The organism is Thalassotalea fonticola (assembly GCF_032911225.1).
GTDB lineage: Bacteria > Pseudomonadota > Gammaproteobacteria > Enterobacterales > Alteromonadaceae > Thalassotalea_A > Thalassotalea_A fonticola.
In genome coordinates, this window is sequence record NZ_CP136600.1 from 3974146 (window position 1) to 3997971 (window position 23826).

Genomic DNA, 23826 nt, shown 5'->3' on the forward strand with positions numbered 1-23826 from the left:
ATCAACATTTCAAGTATTAAAATGACAACATTAAAGAATGACACTTATTTACGAGCCCTTTTACGTCAACCAGTTGATTACACTCCTGTATGGATGATGCGTCAAGCGGGTAGATATTTACCTGAGTATAAAGAAGTTCGTAAAGATGCAGGTGATTTTATGGCGCTTTGCCGTAACACTGAACTTGCTACAGAAGTGACAATTCAGCCATTACGTCGTTTTCCTTTAGACGCTGCTATTTTGTTTAGTGACATTTTAACTATCCCAGATGCGATGGGATTAGGCTTGTACTTTGAAACTGGTGAAGGCCCTAAGTTTGAACGTCCGATCACTTGCGCTGCTGATGTTAAAAAAATTGGCCATCCAGATCCTGAAGGTGAATTACAATACGTTATGAATGCTGTTCGTTCTATCCGTAAAGAACTTAACGGTGAAGTGCCTTTAATTGGTTTCTCTGGTAGCCCATGGACACTTGCAACATATATGATTGAAGGTGGTAGTTCGAAAGCTTTCACTAAAATCAAAAAGATGATGTTTAGCGACCCACAAACATTACATTTATTACTTGATAAACTAGCAGATTCAGTTATTTCATACTTAAATGCACAAATTGCTGCTGGTGCGCAATCGGTGATGGTGTTTGATACTTGGGGTGGTGTACTAAGTCCTGCAATGTATAAAGAGTTCTCATTGCAATATATGGCGAAAATCGTCGACGGCTTAACCCGTGAAAATGAAGGTCGAAAAGTCCCGGTTACCTTATTCACCAAAAATGGTGGCATGTGGTTAGAATCTATTGCTGCTACAGGCTGTGACGCTGTAGGTCTTGACTGGACTATTAATATTGAAGATGCCAAAGCACGAGTAGGCGACAAGGTTGCACTTCAAGGCAATATGGATCCGTCAATGCTATACGCCCCTAAAGAGCGCATTGAACAAGAAGTACAAACGATATTAAATGGTTTTGGAGACACAGGTACTGGCCACGTATTCAACCTAGGTCATGGTATACACCCTGATGTGAACCCTGAACATGCAGGTTACTTTATTGATGCCGTACACAAATTTAGTAAACCATTTCATAAGTAAATGATAAACAAGAGGAGCTTCGGCTCCTCTTTTAGTTTAACTTCCTAGTTCCTAGAATCTATTTCCCTTATCCGTTACAATCGGATCAAACCTAATAAAAATATTTTTCATGCACCACAAAAATTACCCACTTAAAGAATTAAACAGTTTTGCACTAAATGTGACAGCGAATGATATTATTTTTGCTGAAACCATTGAGCAGGTTAAAGCTTTTGCCCAAAACTTACCTGAACAGTTTTATATTCTAGGTGGCGGTAGTAATTCATTGTTCGTTGAAAACTATCAAGGCACAATTTTTTGTCCGAATCTTCGCGGCATTGATGTTGCCGATGGTGAAAATAGCTTTTTTCTACATGTAGCAAGCGGCGAAAATTGGCATGAATTAGTACAGTATTGTTTAACTAAGCAGATGCCTGGCCTGGAAAATTTAGCCTTAATACCAGGTAACTGTGGAGCTGCGCCAATACAGAACATCGGCGCATACGGAGTAGAGTTCGCCAGTATTTGTGAATATGTTGATTGGTTTGACTTTCAAAGCTTGAAAGTAGTCAGAATGCAAGCTCAGCACTGCCAGTTCTCTTATCGAGACAGTATCTTTAAAGGTGCATTAAAAAATAAAGGGGTTGTCGTTGCTGTAGGCTTAAAGCTAGCTAAATCTTGGTCACCTACTTTGAAGTATCAAGGCTTAAGTGAACTTGGCGATAGCCCTACACCGAAACAAGTTTTTGATAGCGTCATTGCTATTCGAGAAAGTAAATTACCAGATCCAAAGGTTATCCCGAATGCTGGTAGCTTTTTCAAAAACCCAATTGTTGACCATCAATTATTTGCAAAAATTAAAGCTGAATTTCCAGAGCTGCCAGCTTACCCTGCTACAGGAGCTGATATGAAACTTGCAGCCGGTTGGTTAATACAAGAAAGTCACTTGAAAGGCGTGTGTGTAGGCGATGCTGCTGTGCATAAATTACAAGCGTTGGTATTGATTAATAATAATAGGGCCACGGGCAAAGATGTGATAGCACTGGCTCGTCATGTGCAAAAAGTAGTAAAGCAAAAATTTAACGTATGCCTCGAGCCGGAAGTTAGGATAATTTCGGCACAAGGCGAACAACTTATAGAAGATATCACCTAATGGCAAAAGTAGTGCGAGAAGAGTTGATTCGTCAATTAGCGGATGGAAAATTTATTTCCGGCCAGCATTTAGCTGAGCAATTAAGTGTTAGCAGAACGGCTATTTCAAAACACATTAAAGTGTTAAACGAGATGGGGCTAGATATATTTTCAGTGCAAGGCAAAGGGTATAAATTAGCTCAAAGCATTACTTTATTAGACTTGCATAAAATTACTAGTGAACTAGCAACGTTTAACCGCAAGAACTTTGTTGAAGTACACAGCATTATCGATTCGACCAATTCGTATTTAATGCGCCGGTTACCAAACAATGTCGCCCATGGACAAGCTTGCGTATCTGAATTTCAATCGGCAGGTAGAGGCCGAAGAGGCAAAGAGTGGATTTCACCGTTTGGCTCTCACTTGTACCTTTCAATGTATTGGTATTTAGAGCAGGGCATGTCTGCTGCTATGGGCATATCTTTAGTCGTTGGCCTAGCCGTGAGCGATGTCTTACAGCAAAGGTACGCTCTTGATGTGCAATTAAAATGGCCAAATGATATTTATGTAAATGGTAAAAAGCTTGCCGGGATTCTAGTTGAATTAGAAGGCCAAAGTATTGGCCCAGGTAATTGCGTAATAGGCTTAGGCTTAAACATAAATATGCCGAAGCAAAGTGCCGAAAAAATTGATCAACCATGGACCGATTTAGCGACTGAATTGGGCGATGAAATTGATCGGAATGTCCTTTCTGCGCAATTAATAGCAAGGATCAGCGAACGCTTAGAGCAGCATCATCAATTCGGCTTAACGCCAATGCTAGATGACTGGCAACGACAAGATTTTTTCTACAATAAACAAGTGAAACTGTTAACTGGTGAAAAAGAAACCCGAGGTGTTTGCAAAGGTATAAACAGCAGCGGTGCTTTATTATTAGAAATAGATGGTAAACAGCAACCAATTTATGGTGGCGAAGTAAGCTTGCGAGGTGCTTAATGAATTTATTGATTGATGTAGGTAATACCCGAGTAAAATATGCTTTAGTTGAAAATAACCAACTGTCTAACATTAATCACTGCTCTACTTTTGATTTTTTAAAGTTATTAAGTAGCTTTAATCATATATCGTCAATTATCATTGCTTCTGTTTCTAATCAGCTTTTTTCACAAGAAATACACACATGGGCAGATTCAGAAGATATTTACATTAAAGCTTTATCGACTGAAGCTGAGTCGTTTGGTATTAAAAATAGTTATAAAAACTACAATACTATGGGGGTTGATCGCTGGTTAGCGGTGATTGGTGCTGAATTGCTTTACCCAAATGAAAACATTTTAATAGTCGATGCTGGTACGGCTATTACCTTTGATTTATTAGATAAATACAAGCAGCATCAGGGCGGGTGGATCATTCCTGGAGTTGATTTGATGATGCAAGCTCTGTGTAAAAATACTGATAATGTATTTGCACAACCAGGTGAAATTGAAGTTTTGGCGTTTGGCAAAAACACTAGTGACAATGTTAATTTAGGCTGTTGGTCTACAGCCACTGCGGCAGTACATGGCGCTGTAGCGATGACAAAAAACACTGAGCATAGTGTTGAAAGAGTTATTTTTACAGGCGGTAATGGCTCTGACCTAAATCGTTTAGGCCAATTTAAAATGGATTACATCGACAATTTAATTTTTATCGGCATGCAACGATTTTTATAGTAGCTTAATTCGCTCAGCTGATGTGTAAATGGAGCGAATATATTAATATCTTTATAACAATATCGGCTGAAAAAACAGCAACTAGAAAAAAAACAGCATTTTTTTTAATTTAGCTATTGCATGGTGCAAAACATTCCTCTAGAATTCGCTCCACTTAATGCAGTGCCGTCTTAGCTCAGTTGGTAGAGCAACTGACTTGTAATCAGTAGGTCGCCAGTTCGACTCCGGCAGACGGCACCATTAATACACTTTTCAAAGTGTTAAAAAATATTGGAGGGGTTCCCGAGTGGCCAAAGGGATCAGATTGTAAATCTGACGGCTCAGCCTTCGGTGGTTCGAATCCACCTCCCTCCACCATTTTTTATTGTAAAGATAGTCTAATAGATATGCGGACGTCGTATAGTGGTAATACCTTAGCCTTCCAAGCTAAAGCTGCGAGTTCGATTCTCGCCGTCCGCTCCATATTTTTATAAGCGCTGATATAGCTCAGTTGGTAGAGCGCACCCTTGGTAAGGGTGAGGTCGACAGTTCGAATCTGTCTATTAGCACCATTCTCTGTACCCTCTGAAATTACTTATTCAATATATATCTTTCGTCTTTACCTTAAAAAATAAACTCATTTTTATAATTATTTTAAAGGTATTTAACAATGGCTAAAGAAAAATTTGAACGTTCGAAACCACATGTAAACGTAGGTACAATCGGACACGTTGACCACGGTAAAACAACATTAACTGCTGCAATCTCAGCTGTACTTACTAAAGTACACGGTGGTGAAGTTAAAGATTTCGCACAAATCGATAATGCTCCAGAAGAGCGTGAGCGTGGTATTACAATCAATACTTCTCACATTGAGTACGATACAGATTCACGTCACTACGCACACGTAGATTGTCCTGGTCACGCCGATTACGTTAAAAACATGATCACTGGTGCTGCTCAAATGGACGGCGCAATCTTAGTAGTTGCTGCTACAGATGGTCCTATGCCACAAACACGTGAGCACATCTTATTATCACGCCAAGTTGGTGTACCATTCATTATTGTTTTCATGAACAAATGTGACATGGTAGATGACGAAGAGTTATTAGAATTAGTAGAAATGGAAGTTCGTGAACTTCTTAGCGAATACGATTTCCCAGGTGATGACTTACCAGTAATCCAAGGTTCAGCATTAGGCGCCCTTCAAGGTGAAGCTAAGTGGGAAGAGAAAGTAGTTGAGTTAGCTGATGCACTTGATTCTTACATTCCAGAGCCAGAGCGTGCAATTGATGGTGACTTCATTCTTCCAATCGAAGATGTTTTCTCAATTCAAGGCCGTGGTACAGTTGTAACAGGTCGTGTTGAACGTGGTATCGTAAAAGTTGGTGACGAAGTTGCTATCGTAGGTATCAAAGACACTACCCTTACTACATGTACAGGTGTAGAGATGTTCCGTAAGCTTCTTGACGAAGGTCGTGCTGGCGAGAACTGTGGTGTATTATTACGTGGTACTAAGCGTGAAGACGTACAACGTGGCCAAGTATTATGTAAGCCTGGTTCAGTTAACCCGCACACTAAATTCGAATCAGAAGTATACGTGTTAAGTAAAGATGAAGGTGGTCGTCATACACCATTCTTCAAAGGTTACCGTCCACAGTTCTACTTCCGTACAACGGATATCACAGGTGCAGTAGAGTTACCTGAAGGTGTTGAAATGGTAATGCCAGGTGACAACCTTAAGTTTGTTGTTGAGCTAATCAACCCAATCGCGATGGAAGAAGGTTTACGCTTCGCTATCCGTGAAGGTGGCCGTACAGTAGGTGCTGGTGTTGTATCTAAAATCATCGACTAATATCGATATTTTATAGAATACTGAAAAAGGTCGCGTTGCGGCCTTTTTTATTGCCTGTTCTACCAGCTTCACGGTGTTCCGTGATGAGAAAATGCGTTAAGAAATTAGTCCGAATGGTACTAATTTTAGTGATTTTCACGAGGGTCTCTGACCCGAAGTTAGAGTCGTACAGTAGGTGCTGGTGTTGTATCTAAAATCATTGACTAATGATTTGGTAAACCCCAAACCTTAAAAAAGAGCGCTTCGGCGCTCTTTTTGTTTGTACGGCCAGCTTCACGGTGTTTCGTGATGAGAAAATGCGTCAAGAAATTAGTCCAAATGGTACTAATTTTAGTAATTTTCAGGAGGGTCTCTGACCCGAAGTTAGAGTCGTACAGTAGGTGCTGGTGTTGTATCTAAAATCATCGACTAATATCGATATTTTATAGAACACTGAAAAAGGTCGCTAACGCGGCCTTTTTTATTGACTAAAATTTAGAAACGAGAAACGAGAAACGAGAAACGAGAAACGAATTACTGCGTATCTAACATATTCACAATGTGCTTGAGGAGGTCCCGTGCCTCGCTTAGACTCACACGGGATGACGTGACTTAAGTTAACAAACTCTGCGGAGGCTCAATCATATTTCGAAAAACTATGACGTCATCCCGGAGGAGCTCAAGCGACATCCGTGACCTCCGTATTTGACAGCGAGCTTACTAACATCCATGTAACCGAAACCAGATAAAACCCTCACTACTTTCCTGAGTTTATTTCAGGATCTTGGTTTTTTAAATAAGATATGTTTAAGTACCCGCTCTTAGATTCCCGCTTCTAAGTTCTAGTACTTTATCTATATTGTTCCCCTAATCCACCGTAATTACCCTAAACGTAAAGAAAATTCTGCACTTCGTTTCTTGTCTCTCGTTTCTTTTTTTAGTTTTCCTCTATTGATCAACAATTATCACTTGAGTAATAGATTTTACAACGTATAATGGCCCCTCACTTCTGATGTTACTCTTAATTTTCCAAACAAAATCTAAGAACCACATGATAAGTGTATGTGTACCTTTTTAAGGTATAAAAAATTTAGGGGTGTAGTTCCAATGGCAGAACGTCGGATTCCAAATCCGAATGTTGGGAGTTCGAATCTCTCCACCCCTGCCACATATTATCCAAACCTCGTCATTAGACGGGGTAGTTTTGTCCTAATGACAGGAACAGGTTGTAAGTTATGAATGCAAGTGCAGAAAACCAAACTAGTGGTTCTCTAGATTCAGTAAAGTGGGCATTAGTTTTCCTACTTTTAGGCGGTGCCGTTTTCGGTAATTATTATTACGGTGAAATGTCTCCATTATACCGTGCCCTTGGTGTAGTTGCGGCGGTTGTTGTTGCTGGCTTTGTTGCTATGCTGACTGAAAAAGGTCGTAACGCAGTTTCTTTCGCTAAAGAATCTCGTACAGAAGTACGTAAAGTTGTTTGGCCTACTAGACAAGAAGCAATTCAAACGACTGCTATTGTTCTTGTAGCAACAATGATTATGTCACTAATTTTATGGGGCTTAGATAGCGCATTATTTGCTATTGTAAACTTCATCACTTCATTACAGGTGTAACTTATGTCTGAAGATAGAAAATTAAGATGGTATGTTGTGCAAGCGTTTTCAGGCTATGAAGCTCGTGTACAAAAAACTCTTTTAGAGCATATAGAAATTCAAGGCTTAGAAGACAAATTTGGCCAAATTTTAGTACCGACTGAAGAAGTTGTTGAAATGCGCGCTGGTCAAAAGCGTAAAAGTGCACGTAAATTCTTCCCTGGTTACGTTCTAATTGAAATGGTTCCAGATGATCTTGAAGCATGGCATTTAGTTAAAAGTGTACCTCGTGTACTAGGTTTCATCGGTGGCACTACTGATCGCCCTAGACCTATTTCTCAAAAAGAAGCTGATCGTATACTACAACGTCTTGAAGAGTCTGTTGACCAACCAAGACCTAAAACATTGTTTGAACCAGGCGAAGTTGTTCGTGTTATTGACGGACCATTTGCAGACTTTAACGGTGTTGTTGAAGAACTTGATTATGAGAAGAGCCGCATTAAAGTGTCGGTATCTATCTTCGGTCGTTCTACACCAGTTGAACTTGAATTTGCTCAAGTTGAAAAAGGCTAATAGCCAATTCAATTTTGTTAAAAAACCAGGCTTTTGCCTGGTTTTTTTTATTTCATGGATGAAATAATGCAAATCACCATGGATGGTTTTAGATTTGTAATCAGGGACTAACGTATGCAAATCGCCATGGATGGCAATAGATTTGTAAATGTTCAAGGATGAAATAATGAGAATCGCCATGGATGGTTTGAGATTTGTATATGTTCAGGGATGAGCGAAAGCTAAGCCCCACGGACCTTTTAACTTTGTAAAGCCTTAACGTCACCCCGCAATGTTTTTGTGTGGGCTCTCCCAAATTAAAATGCGCTACTAAATTAATAAAACGCAAAGCTTTTCAACTAAAGGGTTTTATCTACTAGAAAGCTGCATTAAGATAACTACAATTTCCCTAAAAGCTTCTTTATTAATGTTGCCCTCATCATTCTCTAAACAGCAAAAATATTTACTTATTTTAGCCTTATTATTTATCGTGCTTTGGTCTGCGCTATTTATTCAGTCTGAAAATCCTTTCGCTAAACTGCAAGAATTTGGCGCGTTTTTTTTGTTAGGGATTGGCGGTGCTATCACTGCAAATTCGACCGGTGCTGGTGGCGGAGTCGTTTTCGTTCCTTCGTTTGATGCATTGGGTATGGCAATTGAACAAGTGATCGCCACAAGTTTTGCTATTCAATGTTTTGGCATGACAGTAGGCAGCATTTCTTGGCTGATATTTTTCAACAGTCACGATAAACAAAAAATTGAACGAGTTAATTTATTGTACCAAGCACTTGCTTGTAGTGTTCCTTTTTCTATTTTAGGTATAGTTTGCGTTCAATACATGCCTATCATTCCTATCGCTTCGATAGATCTAATTTTCAGTATTTTTTCATTGGTGTTTGGCTTAATAGTATTATATCACTGTGTATATTTAGGTAAGCGTTCAACCCATAGAGGGGTCACCCTTTTAACAAATAAAGAGAAAGCATTAATTGCTATAACAAGTATTCTTGGTGGTATCATCACTGGATGGATATCAGTAGGTGTAGGCGAGATCTTGGCTGTTATATTGTTATTAAGAGGGTTTTCAGTGATGTTTTCCGTTGCCGCCGGTGTGATAGTTACTGCAACAACGGTAGTCGCGGGCATTTCTTACTTTATCCAAGCACAATTAATTCATCTTGATGTCTTAATGTTTGCTGCACCTGGGGCGATCATTGGCGCATTTGTTGCTCGTTTTATTGCTCAGGCGCTAGGAGCAAAAAGGCTAAAACTATTTTTAGGCAGCTGGATTTTATTCGTTGGTTTAGTAGGCCTGCTCGATTTTATATAGTCGCTTGGCAATAACGCGATAATATAGAATTTAAACCATCCATGGTAATTCTAAGTTAACTCCCCATGAATTAAATTTCCCACCAACCAAGCTTTTCGTTCTTAGTTTCTAGCTTCTCGTTCTTTCTTGTGCTTTTTTTAAACAAATTCACAATTCATCCTTGCACTTTTACCTCTGGTTAATATATAATCCGCTGCCGATTTTATTTGGAGACAGATAGAATCGTTTTTTGTTAACGGGGAGCTGTTTTAACTAATAGCGTTTGAACCCATACTAAAGGTATAAAAACCATGGCTAAAAAAGTTACAGCTCTAATCAAGCTACAGGTTGCTGCTGGTGCAGCTAACCCGTCACCACCAGTTGGTCCTGCACTAGGTCAACACGGTGTAAACATTATGGAATTCTGTAAAGCGTTTAACGCAAAAACAGATTCTTTAGAAAAAGGCGCTCCAGTACCAGTAGTTATTACTGTATACAACGATCGTTCTTTCACTTTTGAAACAAAAACTCCACCTGCATCTTACTTACTTAAGAAAGCTGCTGGTATCAAAAGTGGTTCAGGCCGTCCTAACACTGAAAAAGTTGGTACAGTTACTACTGCACAACTTGAAGAAATCGTTAAGACTAAAGAACCTGATTTAACTGCAGGCTCTCTTGAAGCTGCAGTGCGTATCATTGCGGGTTCTGCTCGTTCAATGGGTTTAGTGGTAGAGGATTAATCAATGGCTAAATTATCAAAACGCGCTCGTCTTATCCGTGAAAAAGTAGACGTATTAAAAGAATATGAAATCAATGAAGCTTTAACACTTCTTAAAGAATTAGCAACGGCTAACTTTAGAGAGAGTGTTGATGTAGCTGTTAAGCTAGGCATTGACGCACGTAAATCTGATCAAAATGTTCGTGGCGCAACAGTATTACCAAACGGTACTGGTCGTGACGTTCGTGTTGCAGTATTTACTCAAGGCGCAAATGTTGAGAAGGCTAAAGAAGCTGGTGCTGACATTGTTGGTATGGAAGACTTAGCTGAACAAGTTAAGGCTGGCGAAATGAACTTTGACGTTGTAATCGCTACTCCTGACGCAATGCGTGTTGTTGGCCAATTAGGTCAAGTATTAGGCCCTCGTGGTTTAATGCCTAACCCTAAAGTTGGTACAGTTTCTCCAGACGTAGCTACAGCAGTTAAGAATGCTAAAGCTGGTCAGATCCGTTACCGTAACGATAAGAATGGTATCATCCATTCTACAATCGGTAAGGTTGACTTTGAGAACGCTCAATTAGAAGAAAACTTAGTAGCTTTACTTGCTGCACTTAGCAAAGCTAAGCCAGCACAAGCGAAAGGCGCATTTCTTGCGAAAATTAGTTTATCAACTACTATGGGCGCCGGTGTTGCCATCGCTCAAAACTCGTTGACAATCGCTTAATTTAGCGTTTTACAAGGGGTATAAATTAGACTATAATTTCGCCCCTAAAAATTTGGTAGGCGCTGAGATTTTCTTTATGAATCCTCAGCTCCCGTCCAAGACCGTAGGTGTAGTTAAAACCTTAAGTACTTTATGAGTATGGTGGCAATTACTTAATGTCCTACGTAGATGGTGATTACCCAGATATTTTCCTAAATTTCTGGCTCTCGCCGTAATGGCCTAAGGTAAATGATTGCCTTAGGAGTTTTAAATATCGGATTCGTCCGGTGAAACCAGGAGTTAAAGCCAATGGCTATCAATCTTGATGATAAAAAAGCAATTGTTGCTGAAGTTCAAGAAGCTGCTACTGGCGCTCAATCAGCTGTAATCGTGGATTCTCGCGGTGTAACAGTTGAAGCAATTACTACTTTGCGTAAAGAAGCTCGTGAAAACGGTGTATGGATGAAGGTTGTTCGTAACACGTTAGCACGTCGCGCATTGGAAGGTACTGAGTTCTCATGTATTTCTGATACATTAGTTGGTCCTTCATTAATTGCATTTTCAAACGAGCACCCAGGTGCTGCAGCACGTTTGTTCACAGATTTCGCTAAATCAAACGAAAACTTTGAACTTAAGTCAGCAGCATTTGAAGGCAACGTTGTAGATATTTCGTTATTAGCGAAATTACCTACGTACGACGAAGCTATTGCACGTGTAATGAGCGTTATGAAAGAAGCATCTGCAGGCAAACTTGCTCGCACTATTGCTGCAGTTCGCGATCAGAAAGAAGAAGCAGCAGCATAATTACGCTGTTTGTTTATATTTATATAGTTATATATAACAGCGCTTTAGCTGTTAAAAAGAAATAGGAAAAACATTATGTCTATCTCTCAAGAAGATATTTTAAACGCAATTGCAGACATGTCTGTAATGGATGTTGTTGCTTTAGTTGAAGCAATGGAAGAAAAATTCGGCGTAACTGCTGCTGTTGGTGTTGCTGTTGCAGCTGACGCTGGTGGTGCTGCTGAAGAGCAAACTGAATTTGACGTTGTAATGACTTCATTCGGTGAGAAGAAAGTTGCTGTAATCAAAGCTGTTCGTGGCGCTACAGGTCTAGGCCTTAAAGAAGCTAAAGACATGGTTGAAGCAGCTCCTAAAGCTATCAAAGAAGGCGTTGAGAAAGCTGAAGCTGAAGCTCTTAAAGCTGATCTTGAAGCTGCAGGCGCAACTGTTGAGATCAAATAATCTGTATTTATACAGATTAGCTGCCTAAATTAGGCAATGGCTGGTGATTTATATCACCGGCCTTTTTGCGCTAAAAGAGATTGGTTTTTAACCAATTCAATATTTTGGTTTTTTTTTAAACCAAAACAGTGCATTATTGACTATTAACCAAAATTTAACAGGGTTATTTTTTGGTTTTTAATCAGTTTTATTCCTGACTTATTTAAGTCAGACTTGGCCATAACCAGCTAGATGAGGAACCCATGGTTTACTCTTATTCTGAGAAGAAGCGTATTCGAAAGGACTTTGGTAAAAGCGTTCAGGTAATGGATTATCCATTCCTGTTGTCAATCCAACTCGAATCTTTCCGCAAGTTTATTGATATCGATGCAACGGGTGCAGTAGGCTTAGAAGCCGCTTTCCGTAGCGTATTTCCAATAAAAAGTTATTCTGGTAATTCAGAATTACAGTATGTTAGCTACCGTTTAGGTGAGCCGTTATTTGATGTTAAAGAATGTCAAATTCGCGGTGTAACTTACTCTGCCGCTCTACGAGTTAAATTACGCATGGTAATTTACGATAGAGAAGCCGCAGCCGGTACAGTTAAAGATATTAAAGAACAAGAAGTCTACATGGGCGAAATCCCATTAATGACGGAAAATGGTACCTTTGTAATTAATGGTACTGAACGTGTTATTGTTTCACAATTACATCGTTCTCCTGGTGTTTTCTTCGATCACGATAAAGGTAAAACCCACTCGTCAGGTAAAGTGTTATATAACGCCCGCGTTATACCTTACCGTGGTTCATGGTTAGACTTTGAATTTGATCCTAAAGATAACTTATTTGTGCGTATCGATAGACGTCGTAAGTTACCTGCATCAATTATTTTACGTGCCTTAGAATATACGACAGAACAAATTCTGGAAATGTTCTTTGAAACGACACGTTTTGATATTAAGAAAAACAAGTTAGTTATGGAACTTGTTCCTGAACGTTTACGTGGTGAAACCGCAACGTTTGATATCAAACTGCCAAACGGCGATGTACTTGTAGAACAAGGTCGTCGTATTACTGCTCGTCATATCCGTGCTTTAGGTAAAGAAGACGTTGATACTTTAGAAGTACCAGCAGATTATATTGTTGGTCGTGTACTTGCTAAAGAACACGTGAACAAGAGCACTGGTGAAGTAATCGCTGAAGCGAATGCTGAATTAACCTTAGAGCTATTAGCTGAATTAACTGAAGCTGGCTTTAAGTCTTTTGATACCTTATACATGAATGAATTCGATTGTGGTTCATACATGTCTGACACCTTACGTGTTGATAACTCAACTAACCGTTTAGAAGCGTTAGTTGAAATTTATCGTATGATGCGTCCAGGTGAGCCACCAACAAAAGATGCTGCCGAAGCATTATTTGAAAACTTGTTCTTCGCTGAAGAACGTTATGACTTATCAAATGTTGGTCGCATGAAATTTAACCGCCGAGTTGGTCGCTCTGAAAGCACTGGCTCTGGCATCTTATCGCACGATGACATCATCTCGGTAATGAAAACGTTAATTGCAATCCGTGACGGTAAAGGTGAAGTGGACGATATCGATCACTTAGGTAACCGTCGTATCCGTTCTGTTGGTGAAATGGCTGAAAACCAATTCCGTGTAGGTTTAGTTCGTGTTGAACGTGCCGTACGTGAGCGTTTAAGTCTTGGTGATCTTGACGCAGTAATGCCACAAGATTTAATCAATGCTAAGCCTATTTCTGCCGCTGTTAAAGAATTCTTTGGTTCTTCACAGTTGTCACAGTTTATGGATCAGAACAACCCGTTATCAGAAGTTACTCATAAACGTCGTATCTCAGCGTTAGGCCCTGGTGGTTTAACACGTGAGCGCGCAGGTTTTGAAGTACGTGACGTGCATCCAACCCATTACGGTCGTGTATGTCCAATCGAAACACCGGAAGGTCCAAACATCGGTTTGATCAACTCGTTATCATGTTATGCCCGCACGAACGACTATGGTTTCTTAGAAACTCCATATCGTAAAGTGGTAGATGGTTTAGTAACTGACGAGATTGATTACTTATCTGCAATTGAAGAAGGTAACTTTGTCATCGCTCAGGCGAATGCTGCAGTTGATTCTAAAAAGCATTTAGTAGAAGGGCTAGTTAACTGTCGTCATAAGAATGAATTTACGCTTATGTCTGCTGAACAAGTTCAATACATGGATATCTCTCCACAGCAAATTATCTCTGTGGCGGCATCATTAATTCCATTCCTAGAGCACGATGATGCTAACCGTGCCTTGATGGGCGCGAACATGCAACGTCAAGCTGTTCCAACATTAAAAGCTGATAAGCCTTTAGTTGGTACTGGTATGGAAAAAACAATTGCTGTAGATTCAGGTGTAACTGCTGTTGCCAAACGTGGCGGTGTTGTTGATTATGTAGATGCGAGTCGTATCGTTGTTCGTGTTAACGAAAACGAAATGCATGCCGGTGAAGCTGGTATCGATATTTACAATTTAACTAAATACACTCGTTCTAACCAGAATACTTGTATTAACCAACGTCCAACTTGTAATGTTGGCGAACCAGTGCAACGTGGTGACGTGTTAGCAGATGGTCCTTCTACCGATTTAGGTGAGTTGGCTCTAGGTCAAAACATGCGTATCGCCTTTATGCCTTGGAATGGTTATAACTTCGAGGATTCAATGCTGATTTCTGAACGTGTAACGAAAGAAGATCGTTTCACTACTATTCATATTCAGGAATTATCATGTATCGCTCGTGACACCAAATTAGGCTCAGAAGAAATTACTTCTGATATTCCTAACGTTGGTGAGTCTGCATTATCTAAACTAGATGAATCTGGTGTTGTATACATCGGTGCAGAAGTTAACGGTGGCGATATCTTAGTGGGTAAAGTTACTCCTAAAGGTGAGACTCAGTTAACTCCAGAAGAAAAATTACTACGCGCTATCTTCGGTGAAAAAGCTGCTGACGTTAAAGACAGCTCTTTACGTGTACCTAACTCAGTTTCAGGTACTATCATCGATGTTCAAGTATTTACTCGTGACGGTGTTGAAAAAGACGCTCGTGCGATGGAAATCGAAGAAATGCAATTGAAAGAAGTTAAGAAAGATCTTGGCGATGAATTCAGCATTTTAGAAGATGGTATTTTTGCCCGTGCTAAGAAACTTTTATTATCATCTGGTTTAAATGAGTCAGACCTTAACGGTATGTCTCGTGACCAATGGTTAAGTCAAAGTTTATCTGATGAAGCGCAACAAACTGATCTTGAGCAAATTGCCGAGCAGTATGAAGCAATCAGAGCTGACTTTGATAAGAAATTTGAAGTTAAGCGTCGTAAGATCACTCAAGGTGATGACTTACAACCTGGCGTACTTAAAATCGTTAAAGTTTACCTTGCTGTTAAGCGTCGCTTACAACCAGGTGACAAGATGGCTGGTCGTCATGGTAACAAAGGTGTAATTTCAAACGTAGTTCCAATTGAAGATATGCCTCATGACAAGTATGGTGAGCCGGTTGATATCGTGCTTAACCCACTTGGTGTACCATCGCGAATGAATATTGGTCAGGTTCTTGAAACTCACTTAGGTATGGCGTGTCGCGGTATCGGTGAAAAAATTGACCGCATGATCAAAGAGCAACAAGAATTAGCGAAACTTCGCACATTCTTGAAAGATGTTTACGCAGTTGGCGAAACTCGCCAAGTAGTTGACATTGATAACTTCTCTGATGACGAAGTTAGACGCTTAGCCGATAACTTACGTGCCGGTTTACCAATTGCAACACCAGCATTTGATGGTGCTGCAGAGAAAGAAATTAAAGAACTATTCCGTTTGGCAGATATGCCAGAAAGCGGCCAGTTCACTCTATTTGATGGCCGTACAGGTCGTGCATTTGAGCGTCCTGTTACCGTTGGTTATATGTACATGCTGAAACTGAATCACTTAGTTGATGACAAGATGCATGCACGTTCTACTGGTTCTTATTCACTAGTTACGCAACAACCACTTGGTGGTAAAGCGCAATTTGGTGGTCAACGTTTCGGTGAGATGGAAGTATGGGCACTTGAAGCATACGGTGCTGCATATACTCTACAAGAAATGCTTACGGTTAAATCAGATGACGTTAACGGTCGTACTAAAATGTACAAAAACCTTGTTGACGGTGATCACCGTATGGAACCAGGCATGCCTGAATCTTTCAACGTATTGTTGAAAGAAATCCGTTCGTTAGGTATCAATATCGAACTGGATAAAGAATAAGCTTGCAGCTGACTAAATAGAATAAGTTAGTACATGGAGAGGGCGTTTGCCCTCTCTAGATGTTAACTCCGACAGGAGATAGAGTGTGAAAGATTTACTTAAGTTTCTTAAGCAACAAAATCAAACTGAAGAATTCGATGGTATTCGAATTGGCCTAGCGTCACCAGACATGATCCGTTCATGGTCATTTGGTGAAGTTAAAAAGCCAGAAACCATCAACTACCGTACGTTCAAGCCAGAGCGTGACGGCCTTTTCTGTGCCCGTATTTTCGGACCAGTAAAAGATTACGAATGTTTATGTGGTAAGTACAAACGCCTTAAGCATCGTGGTGTAATTTGTGAAAAATGTGGTGTTGAAGTAACGCTAACTAAAGTTCGTCGTGACCGCATGGGTCACATTGAATTAGCTAGTCCAGTTGCCCACATTTGGTTCTTAAAATCATTGCCATCTCGTATCGGTTTATTACTTGATATGACCTTGCGTGATATTGAACGCGTATTATATTTTGAATCTTATGTTGTTACCGAACCTGGTATGACAACACTAGAGCGCAGCCAAATTTTAACCGAAGAAGAGTACTTAGATTCTCTTGAAGAACACGGTGACGAGTTTGATGCGAAAATGGGTGCTGAAGCCGTTTTAGCCCTATTGAAAGAAATTGACCTTAACGCTGAAATTGATCAAATGCGTGAAGAACTACCTGAAATAGGTAGTGAAACTAAGCGTAAAAAAATCACTAAACGCCTTAAGTTAATGGAAGCATTCGCTCAGTCTGGTAACAAGCCAGAATGGATGATTATGTCGGTTCTTCCGATTCTTCCACCAGATCTACGTCCACTAGTTCCACTAGATGGCGGTCGTTTTGCAACGTCTGATCTGAACGATTTATATCGTCGTGTTATTAACCGTAACAACCGTCTTAAACGTCTACTAGATCTAGTAGCACCAGACATTATCGTACGTAACGAAAAACGTATGCTACAAGAGTCTGTTGATGCGTTATTAGATAACGGTCGTCGTGGTCGCGCTATTACTGGTTCTAACAAACGTCCTCTTAAATCTCTTGCTGATATGATCAAGGGTAAGCAAGGTCGTTTCCGTCAGAACTTACTAGGTAAGCGTGTAGATTACTCTGGTCGTTCTGTAATCACGGTTGGTCCAACACTACGTTTACACCAATGTGGTCTTCCGAAGAAGATGGCATTAGAGTTATTCAAACCTTTCATCTACGGTAAATTAGAAGCCCGCGGTCTAGCGACTACGATCAAAGCTGCTAAGAAACTTGTTGAACGTGAAGGTGGTGAAGTTTGGGATGTACTTGATGAAGTAATCCGCGAACATCCGGTTATGCTTAACCGTGCACCAACGCTTCATAGACTTGGTATCCAAGCGTTCGAACCGGTACTTATCGAAGGTAAAGCAATCCATTTACACCCACTAGTTTGTGCGGCATACAATGCCGATTTCGATGGTGACCAAATGGCGGTACACGTTCCTTTAACTATCGAGGCTCAATTAGAAGCTCGTGCGTTAATGATGTCTACCAATAACGTATTATCACCTGCCAACGGCGACCCAATCATCGTTCCTTCACAGGATGTTGTATTAGGTCTTTACTACTTAACACGTGATTGTGTTAATGGTAAAGGTGAAGGTATGGTTTTCACTTCTGTTAAAGAAGCTGAAAAAGCTTACCGTACTGAAGTTGCAGAATTACACGCTCGAGTGAAGATTCGTATCACTGAGTACTTTAAAGACGAAGAAGGTAACTTTACTGTTGCTGAAACTGCATTACGTGACACCACTATTGGTCGTGCACTTATGTGGCAAGTTTGTCCTAAAGGCTTACCATACGAGCTGATTGATAAGCCATTAGGTAAAAAGCAAATTTCAACGCTTATTAACCATGCTTATCGTAACTTAGGTCTTAAAGACACAGTTATGTTTGCTGATCACATTATGTATACCGGTTTCCACTATGCGATGGTAGCAGGTGCTTCAGTTGGTATTGACGATATGGTAATTCCAGATGCGAAATACACTATCATTGACTCTGCTGAAGAAGAAGTTAAAGAAATCCAAGAACAATTTGAATCTGGTCTTGTAACTGCTGGTGAGAAATACAACAAAGTAATTGATATCTGGTCATCTGCTAACGAAAAAGTTTCGAAAGCGATGATGGATAACTTATCGAAAGAATCAATCTTAAACCGCGACGGTGAGATGGAAGAGCAAGACTCATTCAACTCTATCTTCATGATGGCTGACTCTGGTGCTCGTGGTAGTGCCGCTCAGATTCGTCAATTAGCTGGTATGCGTGGCCTAATGGCTAAGCCAGATGGTTCAATCATCGAAACGCCAATCACTGCGAACTTCCGTGAAGGCTTGAACGTATTACAATACTTCATCTCTACTCATGGTGCTCGTAAAGGTTTGGCCGATACGGCACTTAAAACAGCTAACTCGGGTTACTTAACTCGTCGTCTGGTTGATGTAGCACAAGATTTGGTTGTAACTGAACAAGATTGTGGTATCGAAGAAGGTCTATTAATGACGCCACTTATTGAAGGTGGTGATGTTGTAGAGCCTCTACGTGAACGTGTTCTTGGTCGTGTTGTAGCACAAGACGTGTTGATTCCAGGTACTGAAGACGTGCTTTATGCTCGTAACAGCTTACTTGATGAAGCTGATTGTGATGTATTGGAAGAGCATTCTGTTGACCAAGTTTGGGTTCGCTCAATTATTACTTGTGACACTGACTTTGGTATTTGTGCATTATGTTACGGTCGTGACTTGGCGCGTGGTCACCTTATTAACGAAGGTGAAGCAATCGGTGTTGTGGCAGCACAATCAATCGGTGAGCCTGGTACACAGCTAACGATGCGTACGTTCCATATCGGTGGTGCTGCATCTCGTGCATCTGCTGAAAACAGCGTACAAGTTAAAAATACTGGTACTCTTAAACTGCAAAATGCGAAGTTCGTTACTAACTCTGAAAAGAAACTTGTAATTACTTCTCGTTCATCTGAAATTACTGTTATTGATGAGTTAGGTCGTGAGAAAGAACGTTATAAAGTTCCTTATGGTTCAATTTTAAACAAAGCAGACGGTAAAGAGATTGCAGCTGGCGAAACTATCGCTAACTGGGACCCTCATACGCATCCAATCATTACTGAGGTTGGTGGTAAAATTCAATTCGTTGACCTTATCGATGCGGTAACTATGACACGTCAAACTGATGAACTAACTGGTTTATCAAGCATCGTTGTTACAGACCCTGCTCAACGTGGTACTGCGGGTAAAGAAATGCGCCCAATGGTTAAGCTTGTTGATAAGAAAGGTAATGATGTAATGATCGCTGGTACAGAAATTCCAGCTCAGTACTTCTTACCTGGTAACGCAATCGTTAACCTTGAAGATGGTGCAGAAGTTAATATCGGTGATGCGTTAGCACGTATTCCACAAGAGTCTTCAAAAACTCGTGATATTACCGGTGGTCTTCCTCGCGTTGCTGACTTATTTGAAGCTCGTAAGCCAAAAGAGCCTGCTATTCTTGCAGAGAAAACAGGTATCATTGGTTTCGGTAAAGAAACAAAAGGTAAGCGTCGTCTATTAATCACTCAACCAAGTGGTGAAGTATACGAAGAGATGATCCCTAAATGGCGTCAACTTAACGTGTTTGAAGGTGAATCTGTACTTAAAGGTGAAGTTATCGCCGATGGTCCTGAATCACCACACGATATATTACGTTTACGTGGTATTGACCATGTTGCTAACTACATCGTGAACGAAGTACAAGACGTATACCGTTTACAAGGTGTAAAAATCAACGATAAGCACATCGAAGTAATTGTTCGTCAGATGATCCGCAAATGTGAGATCATGACAGCTGGTGACAGTACGTTCTTACCAGGTGAGCAAGTTGAAGTAGCACGCGTTAAAATTGCTAACCGTGAATTGGAAGCGCAAGGTAAAGCTCCAGCTGAGTTCCAAACTCTAATGCTTGGTATTACTAAAGCGTCGCTTGCAACAGAATCATTTATTTCTGCTGCATCGTTCCAAGAAACAACTCGTGTACTTACTGAAGCTGCTGTTGCAGGCAAGAAAGATGACTTACGTGGCTTGAAAGAGAACGTAATCGTTGGACGTCTAATTCCTGCCGGTACTGGTTATGCGTATCATCAAAATCGCATGAACAAAGCCAACATACCTGTTGAAGAAGAAGTAACAGTTTCTGCTGAAGATGCTGAACAAGCACTAACAGATGCATTAAATGCAGACTTGTTAGGCGGTTTTGCACCAAGCGGTGACGAATAAAGCATAATCATCAGGTAAAAGGTCTGCAGTGATCTTTTACCGTTGATCACAAACTGTACAAAAAAGATCAAGGATCTTCCTTGTATAACTTGACAGTTCGGTGCTTGACCTATAAAATTCCGCGACCCTATAAGTAGGGTCGCGGATTTTCACGTTTAAGAGCGTGCTAAAATTACAGAAATAAACTGTAACTAAGCACATGTTTAACTAATTTGGAGCCCATTAATGGCAACTATTAACCAATTAGTACGTAAACCACGTGTAAGACAAGTAACTAAAAGTAACGTTCCTGCGTTACAAGCTTGTCCACAACGTCGTGGCGTATGTACTCGTGTGTATACAACTACACCAAAAAAACCTAACTCAGCACTACGTAAAGTAGCTCGTGTTCGTTTAACTAACGGCTTCGAAGTTACTTCTTACATCGGTGGTGAAGGTCACAACTTACAAGAGCATAGCGTAATTTTAATTCGCGGTGGTCGTGTAAAAGATTTACCAGGTGTGCGTTACCACACCGTTCGTGGCGCACTAGATTGTTCTGGTGTAAACGATAGAAGACAAGGCCGTTCTAAGTACGGTGCTAAGCGCCCTAAATCTTAACGGAACTCCGTCAAGTAAGGCCAAACAACCTAATTTAACTTTTGTTTTGGGAAATTCCTGAAATTACAATCGGAGTACATAAAATGCCAAGAAGACGTGTCGTAGGACAAAGAAAAATCTTGCCAGATCCGAAGTTCAAAAACGAACTTTTAGCAAAATTCATCAACATCCTTATGGTTGATGGTAAAAAATCGACAGCAGAAAAAATCGTTTATGGTGCACTAGACATCTTAACTGAGAAAAATACTGATAAAGAACACTTAGAGTTGTTCGAGATCGCTTTAGAAAACATCCGCCCTTCAGTGGAAGTTAAATCTCGTCGCGTAGGTGGTTCAACTTATCAAGTACCAGTTGAAGTTCGTCCAGTACGTCGTAACGCTCTAGCCATGCGCTGGTTAGTTGACGCTGCTCGTAAACGTGGTGAAAAATCAATGGCTCAACGCCTAGCTAACGAAATGTTAGATGCTTCTGATAACAAAGGTTCAGCTGTGAAGAAACGTGAAGACGTTCACAGAATGGCTGAAGCTAACAAAGCATTCGCTCATTACCGTTGGTAAAATAATATGGCTGGCCAAGCAATTGGCCAGCCTTTTTCTGTTATCTAAGCTCAAGCTTAGAACAAGGATTAAGTAAAGTGGCTCGTACGACTCCTATTGAGCTATACCGTAACATCGGTATCTGTGCTCACGTAGATGCTGGTAAAACCACAACTACTGAACGTGTACTCTTTTATACTGGCCTATCTCATAGGATCGGTGAAGTACATGACGGTGCTGCAACCATGGACTGGATGGAACAAGAGCAGGAACGTGGTATCACTATCACATCCGCTGCGACTACCTGTTTCTGGAAAGGCATGGAAGGTCAATTCAAAGACCACCGTATCAATATCATCGACACTCCCGGCCATGTAGACTTTACTATTGAAGTAGAACGCTCTTTGCGTGTACTTGATGGTGCCGTACTAGTACTTTGCGCTTCATCTGGTGTTCAGCCACAAACTGAAACCGTATGGCGTCAAATGGAAAAATACGAAGTACCACGCCTGGTATTTGTTAATAAAATGGACCGTACCGGTGCAAATTTCCTAAGTGTTGTTGAACAAATGAAGGATCGCCTTGGTGCGAATCCTGTACCAATGCAGCTAGCTATTGGTAGTGAAGAAGAATTTACCGGTGTTGTTGATCTTATCAAGATGAAAGCAATTAACTGGAATGAAGCTGATCACGGCATGACTTTCTCATACGAAGACATCCCAAGTGATATGCAAGATTTAGCAGAAGAGTGGCGCGAGCACTTAGTTGAATCAGCAGCAGAAGCTTCTGAAGAATTGATGGATAAATACCTGGAAGACGGTGAGTTATCTGAAGCAGAGATCAAAGCAGGTCTTAGAACTCGCAGCCTAAATAATGAAATCATCCTTGTGACTTGTGGCTCTGCTTTCAAGAACAAAGGTGTACAAGCGGTACTTGACGCCGTTGTTGAATATTTACCATCGCCTACTGAAGTTAAAGCGATAACCGGTATTAATAATGACAAAGACGAAACCGAAGGTACTCGTGAAGCTGACGACAGCGCGCCATTTGCGGCTCTGGCGTTTAAAATTGCAACGGACCCATTCGTAGGGACGCTAACTTTTATCCGCGTATATTCGGGTGTGGTTAACTCTGGCGATGCGGTTTATAACGCAGTTAAAGCGAAGAAAGAGCGAATTGGCCGTATTGTGCAAATGCATGCCAATGATCGTGCTGAAATCAAAGAAGTTCGCGCTGGTGACATCGCGGCCTTAATTGGTATGAAAGAAGTAACAACAGGTGATACTTTATGTGATCCAAACAAAGTAATTACTTTAGAGCGTATGGAATTTCCAGAGCCAGTTATTTCTATTGCAGTTGAACCAAGAACAAAAGCTGACCAAGAAAAAATGGGTGTAGCTCTAGGTAAACTTGCTGCCGAAGACCCATCGTTCCGCGTAGAAACAGATGATGAAACCGGTCAAACGATTATCTCTGGTATGGGTGAATTACACCTAGATATCATTGTTGATCGAATGAAACGCGAGTTTAAAGTTGACTGTAATGTTGGTAAACCACAAGTATCTTATCGTGAAACCATCCGCAAAACTGTGGAAGTGGAAGGTAAATTCGTACGTCAATCTGGTGGACGTGGCCAATTTGGACATGTTTGGCTTAAAATTGAACCTTTGGCTGAAGGCGAAGGCTTCCAATTTGAAAGCGAGATTGTTGGTGGCGCTGTGCCCAAGGAATACTGGTGTGCAGTTGAAAAAGGTTGTGAAGAGCAAATGCAAAACGGCGTTTTAGCTGGTTTTCCTTTGTTAGATATTAAAGCGACTTTGTTTGATGGCTCATTTCATGATGTTGATTCAAATGAAATGGCTTTTAAAGTAGCTGCTTCAATAGGCTTTAGGCAAGGTGTGCTTGACGCAAAACCTGCTCTGCTTGAGCCAATGATGAATGTTGAAGTAACTACACCGGAAGAAAACATGGGTGACGTAGTTGGTGATTTAAACCGACGTCGCGGCATGATTGAGGGTATGGATGAAGGTCCTGCAGGCTCTAAGATAGTTACGGCATTAGTGCCACTTTCTGAGATGTTTGGGTACGCTACCGATTTACGTAGTGCAACACAAGGCCGCGCATCATACTCAATGGAGTTCAAGCAGTACAATGAAGCTCCAAAAAATGTAACAGAATCGATTTGTCAGCCAAGCGGATATTAACTGCAACTGGCGAACCAAATAAGATAAACCATTTTATTTGGTAATTTAATT

At 40.6% G+C, this 23826-nt stretch carries 17 protein-coding genes and 5 tRNA genes; all 22 read left to right on the top strand.

The window, feature by feature from the left end:
- Positions 1–21: 21 nt before the first annotated feature.
- Entirely contained in the window at positions 22–1089 is a 1068-nt protein-coding gene (hemE, locus tag RI844_RS16240) for a uroporphyrinogen decarboxylase (RefSeq protein WP_348395716.1), read from the top strand.
- A gap of 109 nt (positions 1090–1198) precedes the next feature.
- Positions 1199–2221 carry a UDP-N-acetylmuramate dehydrogenase gene (gene murB, locus RI844_RS16245; protein ID WP_348395717.1) on the top strand — a complete coding sequence of 341 codons (1023 nt, stop codon included), beginning with the start codon at positions 1199–1201 and terminating at the stop codon, positions 2219–2221.
- Positions 2221–3195 (top strand): bifunctional biotin--[acetyl-CoA-carboxylase] ligase/biotin operon repressor BirA, encoded by a 975-nt coding sequence (gene birA / locus RI844_RS16250; RefSeq protein WP_348395718.1) that lies wholly within the window; start codon positions 2221–2223, stop codon positions 3193–3195. Before murB ends, birA begins: the two co-directional genes overlap by 1 nt.
- Positions 3195–3911 (top strand): type III pantothenate kinase, encoded by a 717-nt coding sequence (locus RI844_RS16255; protein ID WP_348395719.1) that lies wholly within the window; start codon positions 3195–3197, stop codon positions 3909–3911. The genes birA and RI844_RS16255 overlap by 1 nt, the downstream gene beginning before the upstream one ends.
- A 164-nt stretch (positions 3912–4075) precedes the next feature.
- Positions 4076–4151: transfer RNA gene (locus RI844_RS16260), tRNA-Thr, on the top strand.
- Between the two features lie 32 nt (positions 4152–4183).
- Positions 4184–4268 (top strand) — tRNA-Tyr (locus RI844_RS16265).
- A 31-nt stretch (positions 4269–4299) separates the two neighbouring features.
- A tRNA-Gly gene (locus RI844_RS16270) sits at positions 4300–4373 on the top strand.
- 13 nt (positions 4374–4386) lie between these two features.
- Positions 4387–4462: transfer RNA gene (locus tag RI844_RS16275), tRNA-Thr, on the top strand.
- A 98-nt stretch (positions 4463–4560) separates the two neighbouring features.
- Positions 4561–5745: an elongation factor Tu gene (tuf, locus tag RI844_RS16280; protein ID WP_348395720.1), complete on the top strand. Its 1185-nt coding sequence runs from the start codon at positions 4561–4563 to the stop codon at positions 5743–5745.
- A 1071-nt stretch (positions 5746–6816) separates the two neighbouring features.
- A tRNA-Trp gene (locus tag RI844_RS16285) sits at positions 6817–6892 on the top strand.
- A gap of 67 nt (positions 6893–6959) precedes the next feature.
- Positions 6960–7340, top strand: a complete 381-nt coding sequence (gene secE / locus RI844_RS16290) for a preprotein translocase subunit SecE (RefSeq protein ID WP_348395721.1) — start codon at positions 6960–6962, stop codon at positions 7338–7340.
- A gap of 3 nt (positions 7341–7343) precedes the next feature.
- Positions 7344–7892: a transcription termination/antitermination protein NusG gene (nusG, locus tag RI844_RS16295; RefSeq protein WP_348391016.1), complete on the top strand. Its 549-nt coding sequence runs from the start codon at positions 7344–7346 to the stop codon at positions 7890–7892.
- 406 nt (positions 7893–8298) lie between these two features.
- Positions 8299–9201: a sulfite exporter TauE/SafE family protein gene (locus tag RI844_RS16300; protein ID WP_348395722.1), complete on the top strand. Its 903-nt coding sequence runs from the start codon at positions 8299–8301 to the stop codon at positions 9199–9201.
- 290 nt (positions 9202–9491) lie between these two features.
- Entirely contained in the window at positions 9492–9920 is a 429-nt protein-coding gene (rplK, locus tag RI844_RS16305) for a 50S ribosomal protein L11 (RefSeq protein WP_348395723.1), read from the top strand.
- Positions 9921–9923: 3 nt separating this feature from the next.
- Positions 9924–10622: a 50S ribosomal protein L1 gene (rplA, locus tag RI844_RS16310; RefSeq protein WP_348395724.1), complete on the top strand. Its 699-nt coding sequence runs from the start codon at positions 9924–9926 to the stop codon at positions 10620–10622.
- 288 nt (positions 10623–10910) lie between these two features.
- Entirely contained in the window at positions 10911–11405 is a 495-nt protein-coding gene (rplJ, locus tag RI844_RS16315) for a 50S ribosomal protein L10 (RefSeq protein WP_348395725.1), read from the top strand.
- Between the two features lie 75 nt (positions 11406–11480).
- Positions 11481–11846: a 50S ribosomal protein L7/L12 gene (rplL, locus tag RI844_RS16320; protein ID WP_348395726.1), complete on the top strand. Its 366-nt coding sequence runs from the start codon at positions 11481–11483 to the stop codon at positions 11844–11846.
- A 242-nt stretch (positions 11847–12088) separates the two neighbouring features.
- Positions 12089–16117, top strand: a complete 4029-nt coding sequence (gene rpoB / locus RI844_RS16325) for a DNA-directed RNA polymerase subunit beta (protein ID WP_348395727.1) — start codon at positions 12089–12091, stop codon at positions 16115–16117.
- A gap of 85 nt (positions 16118–16202) precedes the next feature.
- Positions 16203–20435 (top strand): DNA-directed RNA polymerase subunit beta', encoded by a 4233-nt coding sequence (rpoC, locus tag RI844_RS16330; protein ID WP_348395728.1) that lies wholly within the window; start codon positions 16203–16205, stop codon positions 20433–20435.
- A 225-nt stretch (positions 20436–20660) separates the two neighbouring features.
- Positions 20661–21035 carry a 30S ribosomal protein S12 gene (rpsL, locus tag RI844_RS16335; protein WP_077343579.1) on the top strand — a complete coding sequence of 125 codons (375 nt, stop codon included), beginning with the start codon at positions 20661–20663 and terminating at the stop codon, positions 21033–21035.
- Between the two features lie 83 nt (positions 21036–21118).
- A complete protein-coding gene (gene rpsG / locus RI844_RS16340; RefSeq protein ID WP_348395729.1) occupies positions 21119–21592 on the top strand; it encodes a 30S ribosomal protein S7 in 474 nt (157 codons plus the stop codon).
- A gap of 77 nt (positions 21593–21669) precedes the next feature.
- Positions 21670–23775, top strand: a complete 2106-nt coding sequence (gene fusA / locus RI844_RS16345) for an elongation factor G (RefSeq protein ID WP_348395730.1) — start codon at positions 21670–21672, stop codon at positions 23773–23775.
- Positions 23776–23826: the final 51 nt, after the last annotated feature.